Source organism: Mycobacterium sp. NGS51 (genome assembly GCF_059812525.1).
In genome coordinates this window covers 43,721-59,617 of sequence record NZ_JCALCV010000013.1, presented here as the reverse complement: position 1 = coordinate 59,617, position 15,897 = coordinate 43,721, and the positions used below count along the sequence as shown (strand labels likewise).

The 15,897-nt window shown below is 65.0% G+C and carries 14 protein-coding genes; all 14 read right to left on the bottom strand.

Annotated features, from left to right (window positions below):
• Positions 1 to 15 precede the first annotated feature (15 nt).
• Genes AC5Y5W_RS16610 through AC5Y5W_RS16545 form a run of 14 tightly spaced genes read right to left on the bottom strand, consistent with a single transcriptional unit; the run spans position 16 to position 15,893 of the window.
• Positions 16 to 777: an enoyl-CoA hydratase gene (locus AC5Y5W_RS16610; RefSeq protein WP_500011609.1), complete on the bottom strand. Its 762-nt coding sequence runs from the start codon at positions 775 to 777 to the stop codon at positions 16 to 18.
• Positions 774 to 2,363, bottom strand: coding sequence for an NADH-quinone oxidoreductase subunit NuoN (gene nuoN, locus AC5Y5W_RS16605; protein ID WP_500011607.1), 1,590 nt, complete (start codon positions 2,361 to 2,363; stop codon positions 774 to 776). Before nuoN ends, AC5Y5W_RS16610 begins: the two co-directional genes overlap by 4 nt.
• Positions 2,360 to 3,934 carry an NADH-quinone oxidoreductase subunit M gene (locus AC5Y5W_RS16600; protein WP_500011605.1) on the bottom strand — a complete coding sequence of 525 codons (1,575 nt, stop codon included), beginning with the start codon at positions 3,932 to 3,934 and terminating at the stop codon, positions 2,360 to 2,362. Before AC5Y5W_RS16600 ends, nuoN begins: the two co-directional genes overlap by 4 nt.
• Entirely contained in the window at positions 3,931 to 5,826 is a 1,896-nt protein-coding gene (gene nuoL, locus AC5Y5W_RS16595; RefSeq protein ID WP_500011603.1) for an NADH-quinone oxidoreductase subunit L, read from the bottom strand. The genes AC5Y5W_RS16600 and nuoL overlap by 4 nt, the downstream gene beginning before the upstream one ends.
• A gap of 12 nt (positions 5,827 to 5,838) precedes the next feature.
• Positions 5,839 to 6,138 carry an NADH-quinone oxidoreductase subunit NuoK gene (gene nuoK, locus AC5Y5W_RS16590; RefSeq protein WP_499884856.1) on the bottom strand — a complete coding sequence of 100 codons (300 nt, stop codon included), beginning with the start codon at positions 6,136 to 6,138 and terminating at the stop codon, positions 5,839 to 5,841.
• A complete protein-coding gene (locus AC5Y5W_RS16585) occupies positions 6,135 to 6,947 on the bottom strand; it encodes an NADH-quinone oxidoreductase subunit J (protein WP_500011601.1) in 813 nt (270 codons plus the stop codon). The genes nuoK and AC5Y5W_RS16585 overlap by 4 nt, the downstream gene beginning before the upstream one ends.
• Positions 6,947 to 7,513: an NADH-quinone oxidoreductase subunit NuoI gene (gene nuoI / locus AC5Y5W_RS16580; protein ID WP_500011600.1), complete on the bottom strand. Its 567-nt coding sequence runs from the start codon at positions 7,511 to 7,513 to the stop codon at positions 6,947 to 6,949. Before nuoI ends, AC5Y5W_RS16585 begins: the two co-directional genes overlap by 1 nt.
• Positions 7,506 to 8,759, bottom strand: coding sequence for an NADH-quinone oxidoreductase subunit NuoH (gene nuoH, locus AC5Y5W_RS16575; protein ID WP_500011598.1), 1,254 nt, complete (start codon positions 8,757 to 8,759; stop codon positions 7,506 to 7,508). Before nuoH ends, nuoI begins: the two co-directional genes overlap by 8 nt.
• Entirely contained in the window at positions 8,756 to 11,164 is a 2,409-nt protein-coding gene (locus AC5Y5W_RS16570) for an NADH-quinone oxidoreductase subunit G (RefSeq protein WP_500011596.1), read from the bottom strand. The genes nuoH and AC5Y5W_RS16570 overlap by 4 nt, the downstream gene beginning before the upstream one ends.
• Positions 11,161 to 12,495 carry an NADH-quinone oxidoreductase subunit NuoF gene (nuoF, locus tag AC5Y5W_RS16565; RefSeq protein WP_500011594.1) on the bottom strand — a complete coding sequence of 445 codons (1,335 nt, stop codon included), beginning with the start codon at positions 12,493 to 12,495 and terminating at the stop codon, positions 11,161 to 11,163. The genes AC5Y5W_RS16570 and nuoF overlap by 4 nt, the downstream gene beginning before the upstream one ends.
• Complete coding sequence (gene nuoE, locus AC5Y5W_RS16560; protein ID WP_500011740.1) at positions 12,492 to 13,274, bottom strand: NADH-quinone oxidoreductase subunit NuoE; 783 nt, start codon at positions 13,272 to 13,274, stop codon at positions 12,492 to 12,494. The genes nuoF and nuoE overlap by 4 nt, the downstream gene beginning before the upstream one ends.
• 32 nt (positions 13,275 to 13,306) lie before the next feature.
• A complete protein-coding gene (locus AC5Y5W_RS16555) occupies positions 13,307 to 14,647 on the bottom strand; it encodes an NADH-quinone oxidoreductase subunit D (protein ID WP_500011592.1) in 1,341 nt (446 codons plus the stop codon).
• Positions 14,647 to 15,342 (bottom strand): NADH-quinone oxidoreductase subunit C, encoded by a 696-nt coding sequence (locus AC5Y5W_RS16550; RefSeq protein ID WP_500011591.1) that lies wholly within the window; start codon positions 15,340 to 15,342, stop codon positions 14,647 to 14,649. The genes AC5Y5W_RS16555 and AC5Y5W_RS16550 overlap by 1 nt, the downstream gene beginning before the upstream one ends.
• A complete protein-coding gene (locus tag AC5Y5W_RS16545; protein WP_500011590.1) occupies positions 15,339 to 15,893 on the bottom strand; it encodes a NuoB/complex I 20 kDa subunit family protein in 555 nt (184 codons plus the stop codon). Before AC5Y5W_RS16545 ends, AC5Y5W_RS16550 begins: the two co-directional genes overlap by 4 nt.
• Positions 15,894 to 15,897 lie beyond the last annotated feature (4 nt).

The window sequence follows — 15,897 nt, the reverse complement described above, 5'->3', positions numbered from 1 at the left end:
TAAGTTCCTGAGGGACTAGCGACGGATCTGCCGGCGGTTGCGTTCGCTGATCTCGGTATAGCGGGCACCGAGATCGGTGGTGTCCGACCGCGCACCGGAGATCGCTTGCTCGGCGGCCAGTGCCGGATCGGTGACCGCGGCCGATCCATTCACGTAGATCTCCTTGAGTCCGGCCATGATCGGCGCGGGAACCTCGGTGATTTGGCCTGCCAACTCAACGGCCCGAGCCAACAACCGGGAATGCGGGACGACCTCGGTCACCAATCCGATCTGTTCGGCACGTGACGCGTCGACGACCTCGCCAGTCATCGACAGCCGGCGCGCCATCGCGACGCCGACCAACTGCGGCAGCCGCGCCGTCATCCCGCCGCCCGGCAGAATTCCCACTCGCGCATGGGTATCGGCGAACACCGCGCGCTCCGAGGCGATCAGGAAATCGCAGCCCAGCGCCATCTCCAGGCCACCGGTGAACACCGGACCGTTGATCGCGCCGACAACCGGGGTGGCCATCTCGGCCACCCCGGTGATGCAGTTATGCGACTGGTACCGCTCGAAATACGCCGGACCCTCGCGTTGCGCCTGCTTCAAGTCGACACCCGCGCAAAACGCCGGGTCGGCTCCGGTGAGGACAACCGCACGCACCGACGCATCGGCATCGGCCTCGCATAAAGCGTCATACAACGCTTCGATCAACGTGCTGTTCAACGCGTTTCGCGCTTCGGGACGGTTCAGGGTCAGTACACGTACCGCGCCGGTATCGTCGCGAAGAACGGTCATTGCACGAATTGCGCGGCCTGCTCAACCAAATCGAGCAGCGGCTGCGGAAAGACACCGAGCCCAATGGTCACCGCAGCGCACACCGCGATCGCCGCTTTGCTCCAGAAGCTCGGCATCACGACCTGCAACTCTTCGGCGGGCGGCTCGGTGAAGAACATCAGCACGATCACCCGGACGTAGAAGTACGCTGCCACCCCACTGGCGATCACACCGATGATGACCAACGGGACCGCGCCGCCCTCAGCGGCCGCCTTGAACACCGCGAACTTACTGACGAACCCGCTGGTCAACGGAATACCGGCGAAGGCCAGCAGAAACATCGAAAACAGCAGCCCGACAACAGGATAGCGTCGTCCCAGCCCACCCCACCGGGACATGGAAGCATCCTCGTCGCCGTTGGTGTTGCGGACCAGCCCGACGACGGCAAACGCGCCGACGGTGCTGAAGCTGTAGGCGACCAGATAGAACATTGTCGACGAGACCCCGGCCGGGACGATGCCGGCGATCACACCGGTGAGGATGAAACCGACATGCGCCACCGACGAGTACGCCAGCATGCGTTTGACATCGGTCTGGTTGATCGCGGCGATGGTGGCGATCACCATGGTCAGAATCGATACCGCCCACAGCACCGGCCGCCACTGGTCATGCAGCGGTGGCAGCGCCACATAGACCACACGCAGCAGCGCGCCGAACGCGGCGACTTTGGTGGCCGCGGCCATGAATCCGGTGATCGGCGTCGGCGCGCCGTCGTACACGTCGGGAATCCAGGAGTGGAACGGCACCGCGCCCACCTTGAAGAGCAAGCCGACCGCCAATAGTGCGACACCGAGCAGCGCCATCGAGTCGTCGGGACGGATCGCCAGCGCGCCCTGGATGCCAGGAAGCGCAAGCGTTCCGGTCGCCCCGTAGAGCAGCGCCACCCCGTAGAGGAAGAACGCGGACGAGAAGGCTCCCAGCAAAAAATATTTCATGCCCGCTTCCTGCGACCGCAATCGGCGGTACCGGGCCAGCCCGGACAACAGGTACAGCGGCAGCGACAAGACCTCCAGGGCGATGAACATCGTCAACAGATCATTGGCCGCCGGGAAGACCATCATGCCGCCCACGGCCAGCATTGTCAGCGGGAAGACCTCGGTCTGGGTCGCTCCGGCCCGGCCCGCTTGGCGTTCACCCGCGCTGTCGGGGACCGCGGCTGCCTGCGGGGTAAACGAATCCAGCACAGCCGCAACGGCGGTCGCCGCGCCGGGGCCGGTGGCGACGTTGTCAGCACCACGGCGTTCGGCGATGAAAATGACCGCCATCACCGAGACCAGCAAGATGGTGGCCTGCAACAGCAACGTCGGTCCGTCGATGGCCAGGGCCCGAATCACCGCGGTGTCACCGGAGGGAGCAAGATCCCTCGCGACCAGCACAACGGCGACGAACGCGGCGACCAGCCCGCCGAGAGCAAGGATGACTTGGGCCGCATAGCGCGATCGTCGCGGCAGAAACGCCTCCACCAGCACGCCGGCCACCGCCGCCCCGAAGACGATCAGCATCGGAGAGATCAGTACGTATTCGACGCTTGGCGTGGGCATGCTCATCGATGCGGTCCTTCCGCTGTCCGCGGCTGGTGCGCAGTCCGGGCCGGCGCGGTGGGCGCCGGATCCTGCTGTCCGATAGTGGCCATCGTGTGGCCGACCGCGGGATTGATGATGTCTAGCACCGGTTTCGGATAGAACCCGAGCACCAGCAGCAGCGCGATCAGCGGCGCGACGACGACGACTTCGCGCGGGACCAGGTCACGGATCTTTTCGTTACCCTCGCGGACAGGCCCGGTCATCACTCGCTGGTAGAGCCACAGCATGTAGATCGATGACAGCACCAAAGCAGTGGCACCGAATGCCGCTGCCAGCCAGTAGCGGTTGAAAGTGCCGACCAGGACCAGGAATTCGCTGATGAACGGCGCCAAGCCGGGTAGCGACAGCGTCGCCATTGCGGCGACCAGAAATGTCCCGGCCAATACCGGTGCCACCTTCTGCACACCGCCGAAGGCGCTGATCGACCGGGTGCCGCGACGTGAGATCAGGAATCCTGCGATCAGGAACACCGCGGCGGTGGACAGGCCATGGTTGACCATGTACAGCGTCGAACCGCTTTGGCCCTGACTGGTCATCACGAAGATGCCGAGGATGATGAAGCCGAAGTGTGAGATGGACGTGTAGGCGATCAAACGCATGATGTCGGTCTGGCCGATCGCCACGATCGCGCCGTAGACCACGCCGATCACCGCCAGCACGACAATCACCGGCCGGAAATAGGTTGACGCATCGGGGAAGAGCTGCAGGCAGTAGCGCAGCATGCCGAAGGTGCCGACCTTGTCCATCACCGCCATCATCAGCACCGCGGTCGCCGGGGTGGATTCCACTGCGGCGTCGGGCAGCCATCGGTGGAACGGCCACAACGGCGCCTTGATCGCAAACGCGAACATGAAGCCGAGGAATAGCGCCTTGAGCACCGCAGGGTCGACAACGGTGGAGCCCGGTGAGAATGCCGCCACGATCTCCCGGAAGTCGAAGGTCCCGGCGCCGTGCTGGGCGGTCACCACATACACCCCGATGACGGCCGCCAGCATGATCAGGCCGCCGAACAGGTTGTACAGCAGGAACTTCACCGCGGCACGGGACCGATGCGCCCCCTGCCCGAAACCGCCGATCATGAAGTACATCGGGATGAGCATGGCCTCGAAGAAGACATAGAACAGCAGCACGTCGAGGGAGACCAACGAGATCAGCACCATCGACTCGACGGTCAGTGTCAGCGCCACGTAGCCGTGCGGTCCCCGGCTGCGCTGGCCACCATCGTTCCAACCGGCCAGCATCAGCAGCGGCACCAGCACTGCGGTGAGGAGCACCAGCACCACTGCGATGCCATCCACGCCGAGCGTGTAGCCGGCACCGAATGCCGGTATCCAGGGGTGGGATTCGAGGAACTGGTAGGGCGCACCGCCGGTATCGAACCCGGCGGTGATCACAATCGTCACCGCCAATACGGCTACCGCCACCGCCAGCCCGAACCATTTGGCGAACTGCCGCCACCCGGGCGGCATCACGATGACCAGCACCGCACCGGCCAACGGCAGCAGCCACAGCACCGAAAGCCAGGGGAAACTCATGCCCACAGTTGCACCGCCAAAATTCCGGCGGCAACCAATGCCGCGCCGACGAACATCGACAACGCATAGGAGCGGGCGAACCCGGTCTGCAAGCCGCGCAGTCGATCTGAGGTCCGGCTGACCAGCGCGGCCAGCGCGTTGACCGAGCCGTCCACACCGGCGTTGTCGACTTCGACCAGCGCGCGGGTCAATTGCCCACCGGGCCGCATGAACACCTCCTCGTTGAACGCGTCGCCGTAGAGGTCGCTGCGTGCGGCCGCCGTCAGCGCAGAGACATCGGCGGGTGCGGTCGCGGGGACAGGCTGCCTGCCGTACATCCGGTAGGCCACCACGACACCGACGAGGACGATGATCAGGGTCACCGAGGTGGTCAGCCACACCGGGGCGACATGAGCACTCTCATGGACACCCACGACCGGCTCGAGCCAGTCCTGCAGAGTGCCGCCGACGGCCAGCAGGCCACCGGAGAACACCGAGCCGACCGCCAGCAAGATCATCGGCCACACCATCACCGCCGGCGCCTCGTGCGGATGCGCATCGTCGGCCCAACGCTTTTCGCCGGCGAACGTCATCAGCATCACCCGGGTCATGTAGAACGCGGTGATACCGGCGCCCAATACCGCCGCCGCACCGAGGATTGCGCCGCGGATCCCGCCGGCGGCCAAGGCGGCCTCGATGATGGCGTCCTTGGAGAAGAAGCCGGCGAACGGTGGTATCCCGATGATCGCCAGATAACCGAGTCCGAAGGTGGCGAAGGTGATCGGCAGCAGAGACCGCAGCGCGCCGTAGCGGCGCATGTCCTGCTCGTCGTCCATCGCGTGGATCACCGAGCCGGAGCCGAGGAACAACCCGGCCTTGAAGAAGCCGTGGGTGAGCAGATGCAGGATCGCGAAGGCGTACCCGGCCGGCCCCAGTCCGGCGGCCAGCACCATGTAGCCGATCTGGCTGATCGTCGACGCTGCCAGTGCGCGCTTGATGTCGTCTTTGGCGCAGCCCACGATCGCGCCGAACAACAGCGTCGCCGCGCCGACGATCACGACCGCCAGTTGCGCGTCCGGTGAAAGGTTGTAGAGCGGATTGGACCGCACGATCAGATACACACCGGCGGTCACCATCGTCGCGGCGTGGATCAGCGCAGAAACCGGGGTGGGGCCCTCCATGGCGTCGAACAACCAGGCCTGCACCGGGATTTGCGCGGACTTGGCGCACGCGCCCAGCAGCAGTAGCAGTCCGATCGCGGTCAGCATGCCGCGACTGGCACCGTCGGCCGCAGCGAATACCCCGTCGAATTGCAGTGTGCCGAAGGAGGCGAACATGGCGAACATGGCCAGCGACAGCCCGATGTCGCCGACCCGGTTCATCACGAACGCTTTCTTGCCTGCGGTCGCAGCCGTCGGCCGCTGGTACCAGAAGCCGATCAACAGGTAGGACGCCAGGCCCACGCCTTCCCAGCCGACGTAGAGGCCCAGGTAGTTATCGGCGACCACCAACAGCAGCATCGCCGCCACGAACAAGTTGAGGTAGGCGAAAAACCTTCTGCGGTCGGGGTCTTCGGCCATGTAGCCGATCGAGTAGATGTGGATCAGCGACCCGACCCCGCTGATCAGCAGCACGAAGCAGATCGACAACTGGTCGATTTGCAGTCCGAAGTCGACCTGCAACCCGCCGACCGGCACCCAGCTGAACAGGTTCGGGTGGATGGCGCGGTCGTGCCCGGAACGGCCGAGCAGCTCCGTCAGCAGCGCTACACCCATGCCGAACGAGGCAAGCACCGTCGCGCAGCCCAGCAGATGCCCCCACCGGTCGGTGCGCCGGCCGCCCAGCAGCAGGATCAACGCGCCGGCCGCCGGCAAGGCCACGAGCAGCCAGGTCAGATGTGTCAGATATGTCATAGAGCCGTGGTCTCACCCTTTGAGTAGGTTGACGTCGTCGACCGAGGCCGACTTGCGGGCACGGAAGATCGTCATGATGATGGCCAGGCCGACCACTACTTCGCAGGCGGCGACGACCATGGTGAAGAACGCAACCATTTGGCCGTCGAGATGCCCGTGCATGCGGGCGAAGGTGACGAACGCCAGGTTGACGGCGTTGAGCATCAACTCGATGCACATGAACATCACGATCGCGTTGCGCCGCAACAGCACACCGGCCGCGCCGATGGTGAACAGCAGCGCCGACAGGTAAAGGTAGTTCTGCGGGTTCATGACTTACCGTTCTGATCCGAGCTGTCAGGTGAACCGCTGGGGGACCGGGGGCCGGTGGCGTCGCCCGACGTGTCGACCTTGCGGTGCTGCAGCACCGACGACACCGAGAGCTTCGAGAAGGAGCCGTCAGGCAGTAGCGCGGCCACGTCGACTGCGTTGTGGCGGGCGTACACCCCGGGAGTCGGCAACGGTGTGGGATAGTGACCGTGCTGGAAGCGCCGAATAGACAATTCCCGCTGAGTCATCCGCGGCTCCAACCGTTCCCGGTGCGCCAAGACCATCGCGGCGATCACCGCGGTGATCAGGAGCGCGCTGGTCAACTCGAACGCCCACAGGTAGCGCGAGAAGATCAGCGCGGCCAACCCTTCGACGTTGTGGGTCTTGTCGCCAGCCGACAACCCGGCGAAAGCCATTGTGGTTGACCCGATCCCGGCGATCAACAAGATGCCGAACCCAACCCCGGCGACAACCGCGGCGATCCGCTGTCCGCGAAGCGTTTCCACCAGCGACTCCGCTGAATCGACCCCGATCAGCATCATCACGAACAGGAACAGCATCATCACCGCGCCGGTGTAGACGACGATCTGCACCACACCGAGAAACATTGCGTCTTGCACGAAGTAGAACACCGCTAAGATGAGCATCGTCATCGCCAGGAACATCGCGGAGTACACGGCTTTGGCGGCCATCACCACCCCCAGCGCGCCGATCACCGCGAGCGCTCCCAGGAACCAGAATGTCGCCGCCTCACCGGTGGAGGTGCGGACGAGGGTGTCGGCGGCCAGCAGCTCGGTGGTCAACGAGCTCATCAGACTTTACCTTGCCTCGCCCTGTCGAGCAGGGCAAAGAGATCCGGATTGTCGCTCAGGCCGTCGGCGGTGACGTTTCCGAGGTAGTAGTCGGCCTGGGTGGCACCGTCCGGCATCGGGTGCGGCGGCGCGGTCATGTCGGGTTCCAGCGGTGCCAGCAGCATGTTCCGGTCGTAGATCAGATCGGCGCGGTTGTCGTCGGCCATTTCATACTGGTTGGTCATGGTCAAAGCCCGTGTCGGGCAGGCCTCGACGCAATAGCCGCAGCCGATGCAGCGCAGGTAGTTGATCTGGTAGACGCGACCGTAGCGCTCCCCGGGAGAGAACCGTTCCTCGTCGGTGTTGTCGGCGCCCTCCACATAGATCGCGTCGGCCGGGCAGGCCCAGGCGCACAACTCGCAGCCGATGCACTTCTCCAGGCCGTCGGGGTACCGGTTGAGCTGATGGCGACCGTGCCAGTGTGGCACCCGTTTCTTCTTCTCCGGATAGCCGTCGTTGATCGGCCGTTTGAACATCGTCGAGAGTGTGACGCCGAATCCGGCGAGGGCGTCTTTGAAGTTAGCCACCGGTATCCTCCTTGCTGACCCCGGTTGACGCCGGTTCGCGCGTGCGTTGCGGCAGCGGTGGGGTCGGGAATCCTTCGCTCGGAACGGCCGTAGTTACCGGCACCGTCTGCGATGCGCGAATATTTACCGCGCTGAACCGTCTATGCAGAAATACCAATAGCGCCAGCGTGGTGACCGTACTGATGATGGCCAGGACGATTTGCCAGTGCGGGTAGCCGTCGTTGCGGATGCTGCGCATCACCGCGGCGGCCATCACCCACACCAGCGCCACCGGAATGAGCATCTTCCAGCCCAGCGCCATGAACTGGTCGTAACGCAGCCGCGGCAGGGTGGCGCGTAACCAGATGAAGACGAACAGGAAGCCCCACACCTTGATCGTGAACCAGAGCACCGGCCACCAGCCCTGGTTGGCACCGTCCCACATGTTGAATGGGAATGGCGCGTGCCAGCCTCCGAAGAACAACGTGACGGCCAGTGCGGAGACCGTGGTCATGTTGACGTACTCGCCCAGGAAGAACAACGCGAATTTCAGCGACGAGTACTCGGTGTGAAAGCCCCCGACCAACTCGCCCTCGGCTTCGGGCAGATCGAATGGCGCCCGGTTGGTTTCACCGACCATCGACGTGAGGTAGACCAGGAACGACGGCAGCAACAGAAATGCGAACCAAACCCGGTCTTGGGCGGCCACGATGCCCGACGTCGACATTGTCCCGGCGTAAAGGAACACCGCCGCGAACGACAACCCCATCGCCACCTCGTAGGAGATCACCTGGGCGGTGGACCGTATCCCGCCCAGCAGCGGGTAGGTGGAGCCGGATGACCAGCCGGCCAAGATGATTCCGTACACCCCGATCGACGACATCGCCAGGATGAACAGCACCGCGACGGGGAGATCAGCCGTCTGCAACGGGGTGCGATGGCCCAACACGCTCACTTCGGGACCGAACGGCATCACGACGAACGCGGTCATCGCCGGCACCACCGAGATAACCGGAGCCAGCAGGTAGACCACTCGATCGACCTCGGTGGGAGTGATGTCCTCCTTGAGGGCCAGCTTGATTCCGTCGGCCAGGCTCTGCAGCCATCCCCTGGGGCCGACCCGGTTGGGTCCGGGCCGCATCTGCATGCGGCCCAGAACTTTTCGTTCGATGACGATCGCTAGGAGCACGGTCAGCACCAGGAACCCGAAAACGGCGATTGCCTTGGCGATGATCAGCCATAACGGGTCGTGGCCGAAGGTGCTCATGCGCTCGTTCCAATCTGCACGAGGGCACCAGCGGTGACACCCAGCTGGTGATGCAGCGCCGAGCCGGCCGAGTTCATCGGCAGCCACACCACGCGCGGCGGCAGGTCGGTGATGTCCAGCGGCAGGCTGATCGACCCGCGCGAAGTGGTAACGCTGACCAGATCGCCGGCGGCCGCGCCAATCTCGGCCGCCGTGTCGGCTGACAGGCGCACCACCGGCTTGCGTGCGGTGCCGGCGAGGTTCGGTTCGCCGTCCTGCATCCGGCCGGCGTCCAGCAGCATTCGCCAGCTGGCCAGCACCGCTTCGCCCCGACCCGGGCCAGGCAGCTGGCCCGGCGCAACATCGGGAGGGGCTACCCGCTCCCCATCCCAGGCGCCGAGCCGCTGTAGTTCGTCGCGTGCTGCATCGACGGTGGGTAGCCCCAGCGCGACACCCATTTCGTCTGCGATCGAGTCGAGCACCCGCCCGTCGGACAGCGCATTGCTATCACGCAGCGCGACGCCGAAGCGGCGGTACCGGGCTTCCCAGTTCACGAACGTGCCCGACTTCTCCGCCGCGGGTGCGACCGGCAACACCACGTCGGCACGCTCGGTGACCTCGCTGTGCCGCAACTCCAGGCTGACCAGGAAATCCACCGCATCCAGAGCGGCCAGTGCGGCGCCGGGATCGGTGAGGTCGCCCGGTTCGACTCCACCGACCAGCAGTGCACCCAACGTCCCGTCGGTGGCAGCGGCCAGGATCGCATCGGTGTCTCGGCCCGGAGTCGACGACAGGTTGTCGACGTGCCAGTGTTCGCAAAGCTGTGACCGGGCGTTCGCGTCGCCCACCGGACGGCCACCGGGCAACAGCCCGGCCAGCGCACCGGCATCCAGTGCGCCGCGCTCGCCCGCGCGGCGGGGCACCCAGGCCAGCCGGGCTCCGGTGGCGTCGGCCAACCGAACCGCGGCCGACAAGGCGCCCGCTGACGTCGCCAGCCGCTCTCCGACCATGATCACCGCGCCGCGTTGCCGCAGCAGGTCCCCGATCTCTCCGTCGTGCAGTCCGTCCAGCACTTTCGCCTCGGCACCCGGCACGGCGGGTATCAGGGTTCCCGACATCTTCGCCACGGCGCGGTCGGCGAACGGCGCCACCGCGTAGACCCGGGTGTGGTGTTTGTTGACCGCCTTGCGCAACCGCAGGAAGACGATCGGCGACTCCTCCTCGGGTTCGAACCCGACCAGCAGGATGACCGGTGCGGCTTCCAAGTCGGTATAGCTGACATCGATGGGCTGTCCGGCGACCCGCGCCGACAGGAAGGCCGCCTCTTCGGCCGAATGCGGGCGCGCACGAAAGTCGATGTCATTGCTGCCCAATGCGATTCGAGCGAATTTGGAGTAGGCGTAGGCGTCTTCGGTCGTCACTCGGCCGCCGACCAGGACGCCGGTGCGCCCCTGGGCGGCGGCCAGTCCACGCGCCGCCAGTACCAGCGCATTCGGCCACGCGGTGGGGACCAGTGTGCCGTCGGCATCGCGGACCAGCGGAGTGGTGATCCGGTCGCGTTGCCTGGCGTAGGTGAACGCCCACCGGCCTTTGTCGCAGTTCCACTCCTCGTTGACGTCCGCGTCGTCGCCGGCCATCCGGCGCATCACTTTGCCGCGGCGGTGGTCGGTGCGCTGCGCGCACCCCGACGCGCAGTGCTCGCACACGCTGGAGCTGGAAACCAGGTCGAACGGTCGGGCCCGGAACCGGTAAGAGGCTCCGGTCAGCGCGCCCACCGGGCAGATCTGCACGGTGTTGCCGGAAAAGTAGGAATCGAACGGTTGGTCGGTGTAGATGCCGACCTGTTGCAGCGCACCGCGTTCAAGCATTTCGATGAAGACGTCACCGGCGATCTCGTTGGAGAACCGGGTGCAGCGCGCACACAGGACGCAGCGGTCGCGGTCCAGCAATACCTGCGAGGAAATGTTGATCGGCTTGGGATACACCCGTTTGACTTCCTCGAAGCGAGTCTCGGGGCGTCCGTTGGTCATGGCCTGGTTCTGCAGTGGGCATTCGCCGCCCTTGTCGCACACCGGGCAATCCAGCGGATGGTTGATCAGCAGCAGCTCCATGACCATGTGTTGGGCCTTGTCGGCGACTTCCGAGGTGTGTTGGGTGCGCACCACCATGTCGTCGGTCGCTGCCACCGCGCACGATGGCTGTGGCTTGCGCTGGCCCTCGACCTCGACAAGGCATTGCCGGCACCACGCCACCGGATCGAGCAGCGGGTGGTCGCAGAAACGCGGTATCTCGATGCCGATCTGCTCTGCTGCCCGAATGATCAGCGTGCCCTTGGGCACTGTCAACTTCTGGTCATCGATGGTGAAGGTCACCATCTCGGGCCGCGGCTCACCAGCGCCGGCCGAAGTGTTGGCCGCCGACGTCACGCTGTTCCTCCCTCGGGTTCCCGCTGCGGCACGAAAATGCTCGCGTTCGGGTCAAATGGGCAGCCGCCCTGCTCGACGTGTGCGATGTACTCGTCACGGAAGTACTGGATGGACGACTGCACCGGCATCGCTGCGCCATCTCCCAAGGCGCAGAACGACTTTCCGAACAACACGTCAGCGATGTCGAGCAAGGTGTCCAAATCCTCGCGCGTGCCACGGCCGGTTTCCAGCCGCTCGTAGATCGGCACCAGCCAATAGGTGCCCTCCCGGCACGGCGTGCACTTGCCGCAGGATTCGTGTTTGTAGAACTCTGACCAGCGCTGGGCAGCGCGCACGACACAGGTGGTCTCGTCGAAAATTTGCAGGGCTTTGGTGCCCAGCATCGATCCGGCCGACGACATGCCCTCGTAGTCCAGCGGGATGTCGAGGTGCTCGTCGGTCAGGATCGGTGTCGATGACCCGCCGGGCGTCCAGAATTTCAGCCGGTGCCCGGTGCGCACCCCGCCGGCGTACTCGAGCAACTCCCGCAGTGTGATGCCCAGCGGCGCCTCGTATTGGCCTGGGCGGTTGACGTGTCCGGACAGCGAATACAGCGTAAAGCCAGGGGATTTCTCGGTGCCCATCGAGCGGAACCAGTCGACGCCGTTGAGCAGGATCGGCGGCAGGCTGGCGATGGTTTCGACGTTGTTGACGACGGTCGGACTGCCGTACAGCCCGGCTACCGCCGGGAAAGGCGGCCGCAGCCGCGGCTGGCCGCGGTAGCCCTCCAGGGAGTCGATCAGCGCAGTCTCCTCGCCGCAGATATAGGCGCCCGCGCCGGCGTGCACCGTGACGTCGAGGTCATAGCCGGAACCGCCGATGTCGCGTCCCAGGAACCCGGCGGCGTAGGCCTCGGCCACCGCCGCCTGCATCCGCCGCAGTACCGGCAGCACCTCACCGCGCACATAGATGAACGCATGGCGGGCGCGGATCGCATAGCAGCAGATGATGACGCCCTCGATGAGGACATGCGGCGTCGCCAGCATCAGCGGCATGTCCTTGCACGTTCCCGGTTCGGACTCGTCGGCGTTGACGAGCAGATAGTGCGGCTTGGCGGCCGCCCCCTCGTCTCCCTGCGGGACGAACGACCACTTGCTTCCGGTCGAGAATCCCGCGCCGCCGCGTCCGCGGAGCCCGGAGTCCTTGACCTCTTTGATCACCTCGTCCGGCTCCATGGCGAGGGCCTTTTGCAGCCCGAGATAGCCGTCGTGGCGGCGGTAGGTCTCGATCGTCCACGACTCGGGTTCGTCCCAGTAGCGGCTCAACACGGGGGTGAGCTGGGTGGTCGTCATTGACCGCCTCCGTCGGCTGAACTATCCGGCTCGGGGGCCTGCATCCCATTTTCTCGAGCGACTCGAAGCCCGGCCAACGTGGCCGCCCCGGGGCCGCCCTGACCGTCGTCGGGGCGCTCGTCGGGGAAACCCGCCAGGATGCGCTCGGTCTCCCGGAAGCTGCACACCGGCAATCCGCGGGTGGGCCTGGGAGGTTCACCGGAGCGCAGCGCATCGACGAGCGCGCGTGCCGATTCCGGTGTCTGGTTGTCGAAGAACTCCCAGTTGACCATCACCACCGGTGCGTAGTCGCAGGCGGCGTTGCATTCGACGTGTTGCAGGGTGATCGAACCGTCCGACGTGGTCTCGTCGTTGTCGATGCCCAGATGGTCTTTGAGCGCATCGAAGACGGCGTCGCCGCCCATCACCGCACACAACGTGTTGGTACAGACCCCCACCAGATAGTCGCCGGTGGGGTCGCGCCGGTACATCGTGTAAAACGACGCCACCGCGGCGACGTCGGCGCCGGTCAGCCCAAGCTGATCTGCGCAGAACGCCAGGCCGGCCGGGGTGAGGTAGGAGTCTTCGGCCTGCACCAGGTGCAGCAGCGGCAGGATCGCCGATCGTGGTTGCGGATAGCGGGCGATGATCTCCTTGGCTTCGGCTTCCAGCCGGGCCCGCACCTCGTCCGGATACGCCCGGGGGGCGTCGGGGTCGCTCTCGAACTGGCCGGGCTCCTCGGGCGGGCGGCCGAGCTGGATGAAAACGCGCTCACCGCCGGTGCCCGCGGTCGGCGGCATCAGCTTGCCCCGGCCGGTCTTGTTAGGTGCCGTCACCGGTCGACTCCGCCCATGACCGGGTCGATGCTGGCGACCGAGGCGATCACGTCGGCGACCAATCCGCCCTCGCACATCGCAGCGACAGCCTGCAGATTGGTGAACGACGGATCCCGATAATGCACCCGATATGGTCGTGTGCCGCCGTCGCTGACCATGTGCACCCCCAGCTCACCGCGCGGCGACTCCACTGAGATAAAGACCTGGCCGGGTGGCACCCAGATGTCTTCGGTCACCCGCTTGAAATGATGGATCAGACCTTCCATCGAGTGGCCCATGATCCACGCGATGTGTTCGGGGGAGTTGCCGAGCCCGTCCGGGCCGAGCTTCAGGTCGGCCGGCCAAGCGATCTTGCGGTCTTCGATCATGACTGGGCCCGGCCCCAGCTTGCCGAGTTTATCCATGCACTGCTCTACGATCTTCAGCGATTCCTTCATCTCGTTGATGCGAATCAGGTAGCGGCCGTAGGCATCACAGCCGTCGTTGGTGATCACGTCGAATTCATAATTTTCGTAGCCGCAGTACGGCTCCGCTCGGCGCAAGTCATAAGGCAGTCCGGTGGAACGCAGGACCGGGCCGGTGATACCCAGCGCCATGCACCCGGCCAGGTCGAGGTAGCCCACGCCCTTGGTGCGGGCCTTCCAGATGTAGTTCTCGGTGAGTAGGTCTTCGATGTCTTTGAGCCGTTTCGGCATCAGCTTGAGGAAGTCGCGGATTTGAGGGAACACTTCGTCCGGCAGGTCCTGCGACACCCCGCCGGGCCGGATGTATTGGTGGTTCATCCGCAAACCGGTGATCGTCTCGAAGATGTCGAGCACCAGTTCGCGTTCGCGGAACCCGAAGAGCATCACGGTCAGCGCGCCCAGTTCCATGCCGCCGGTGGCCAATGCGACCAGATGCGACGAGATCCGGTTCAGTTCCATCATCAGCACCCGAATCACGTTGACGCGCTCCGGGATCGCCTCGGTGATATCGAGCAGCTTCTCCACACCCAGGCAGAAGCCGACCTCATTGAAAAACGGCGACAGATAGTCCATCCGGGTCACGAAGGTCGGGCCCTGAGTCCAGTAGCGGAATTCGAGGTTCTTCTCGATACCAGTGTGCAGATAGCCGATCCCGCAGCGGGTTTCGGTGACCGTCTCGCCCTCGAGCTCGAGGATCAAACGCAACACGCCGTGCGTCGACGGGTGTTGAGGCCCCATGTTGACGACGATGCGTTCGCCCGGATCCGCAGCTTTGGCTGCCTCGACGATCTGTTCCCAGTCCTGCCCGCCGACGCTCAGGACCGTCTCGGCAGTGCCGTCCGTGCCTGGGGACGGGGTGGTGGCCTTGCTCATCAGGTGTATGCCCTCCGCTGGTTGGGCGGGGGGATCTGTGCGCCCTTGTATTCGACGGGGATACCACCGAGGGGATAGTCCTTGCGCTGCGGATGGCCTTGCCAATCGTCGGGCATCTGGATACGGGTCAGCGACGGGTGGCCATCGAAGATGATTCCGAAGAAGTCGTAGGTCTCACGCTCATGCCAGTCGGTGGTCGGATACACGTTGAACAGCGACGGGATATGTGGATCTGCATCGGGCACAACCACTTCCAGTCGCACACGCCGGTTGTGGGTGATCGACTTCAGCGGGTATACCGCATGCAACTCACGGTCGGCGTCGTCCGGGTAGTGCACTCCACTCACGCCCAAGCTCAGTTCGAAGCGCAGGTCCGGCTCGTCGCGCAGCAATTGGGCGACGGCTGGCAGCAACTCCCGGCGGACGTAGAGCGTCAGCTCGCCACGAAATACCACGATGTTCTCGACGGCATCGGCGGCCTCGATGCCGTCGCGCTCCAGAGCCTCGGTCAAGGTGTCGACCACCTCGTCGAAATATCCGCCGTAGGGTCGTTGGCTGCGGCCCGGCAACGCAACCTCGCGTACCAGCCCCCCGTACCCGGAGGTGTCGCCGGTGCCGCGCGCACCGAACATGCCGCGGCGAACCTCGATCACCTCTCCAGCTTCGGCGTCGTGGTTGTTGCCCGGCTGGTTCACCGCAATAACCCCTTCATCTCCCACGTCGACGGAGCCGACAGTGCGGCCTCTTCGGCCGCGGCGATCGCTTGCTCACGGTTGACGCCCAGCGGCATCGTCTGGATCTTCTCGTGCAGCTTGAGCATTGCGTAGATCAACATCTCCGGCCGAGGCGGACAGCCGGGGAGGTAGATATCGACTGGGACGACGTGGTCCACCCCCTGCACGATGGCGTAGTTGTTGAACATCCCCCCCGACGATGCGCATACGCCCATGGACAGCACCCATTTGGGCTCGACCATCTGGTCGTAGATCTGACGGAGCACCGGTGCCATCTTCTGACTGACCCGGCCGGCCACAATCATCAGGTCCGCCTGCCGCGGCGACGCCCGGAACACCTCCATCCCGAACCGGGAGATGTCGTAATCCGGGGCCATCGACGACATCATCTCGATCGCGCAGCACGCCAAACCGAAGGTCGCCGGCCACAACGAGCCCTTACGGAAATACCCGGCCAGAGACTCAACGGTCGACAGCAGAAAACCGCTGGGCACTTGCTCTTCCAGGCCCACTGCT

What these genes read in the sequence shown, in the direction of transcription:
- AC5Y5W_RS16610 (WP_500011609.1), bottom strand. Translation starts at nt 777, where the DNA reads ATGACCGTTCTTCGCGACGATACCGGCGCGGTACGTGTACTGACCCTG.
- nuoN (WP_500011607.1), bottom strand. Translation starts at nt 2,363, where the DNA reads ATGAGCATGCCCACGCCAAGCGTCGAATACGTACTGATCTCTCCGATG.
- AC5Y5W_RS16600 (WP_500011605.1), bottom strand. Translation starts at nt 3,934, where the DNA reads ATGAGTTTCCCCTGGCTTTCGGTGCTGTGGCTGCTGCCGTTGGCCGGT.
- nuoL (WP_500011603.1), bottom strand. Translation starts at nt 5,826, where the DNA reads ATGACATATCTGACACATCTGACCTGGCTGCTCGTGGCCTTGCCGGCG.
- nuoK (WP_499884856.1), bottom strand. Translation starts at nt 6,138, where the DNA reads ATGAACCCGCAGAACTACCTTTACCTGTCGGCGCTGCTGTTCACCATC.
- AC5Y5W_RS16585 (WP_500011601.1), bottom strand. Translation starts at nt 6,947, where the DNA reads ATGAGCTCGTTGACCACCGAGCTGCTGGCCGCCGACACCCTCGTCCGC.
- nuoH (WP_500011598.1), bottom strand. Translation starts at nt 8,759, where the DNA reads ATGAGCACCTTCGGCCACGACCCGTTATGGCTGATCATCGCCAAGGCA.
- nuoF (WP_500011594.1), bottom strand. Translation starts at nt 12,495, where the DNA reads ATGACGACCACCCAGCTCACCCCCGTGTTGAGCCGCTACTGGGACGAA.
- nuoE (WP_500011740.1), bottom strand. Translation starts at nt 13,274, where the DNA reads ATGCCGCCGACCGCGGGCACCGGCGGTGAGCGCGTTTTCATCCAGCTC.
- AC5Y5W_RS16555 (WP_500011592.1), bottom strand. Translation starts at nt 14,647, where the DNA reads ATGAGCAAGGCCACCACCCCGTCCCCAGGCACGGACGGCACTGCCGAG.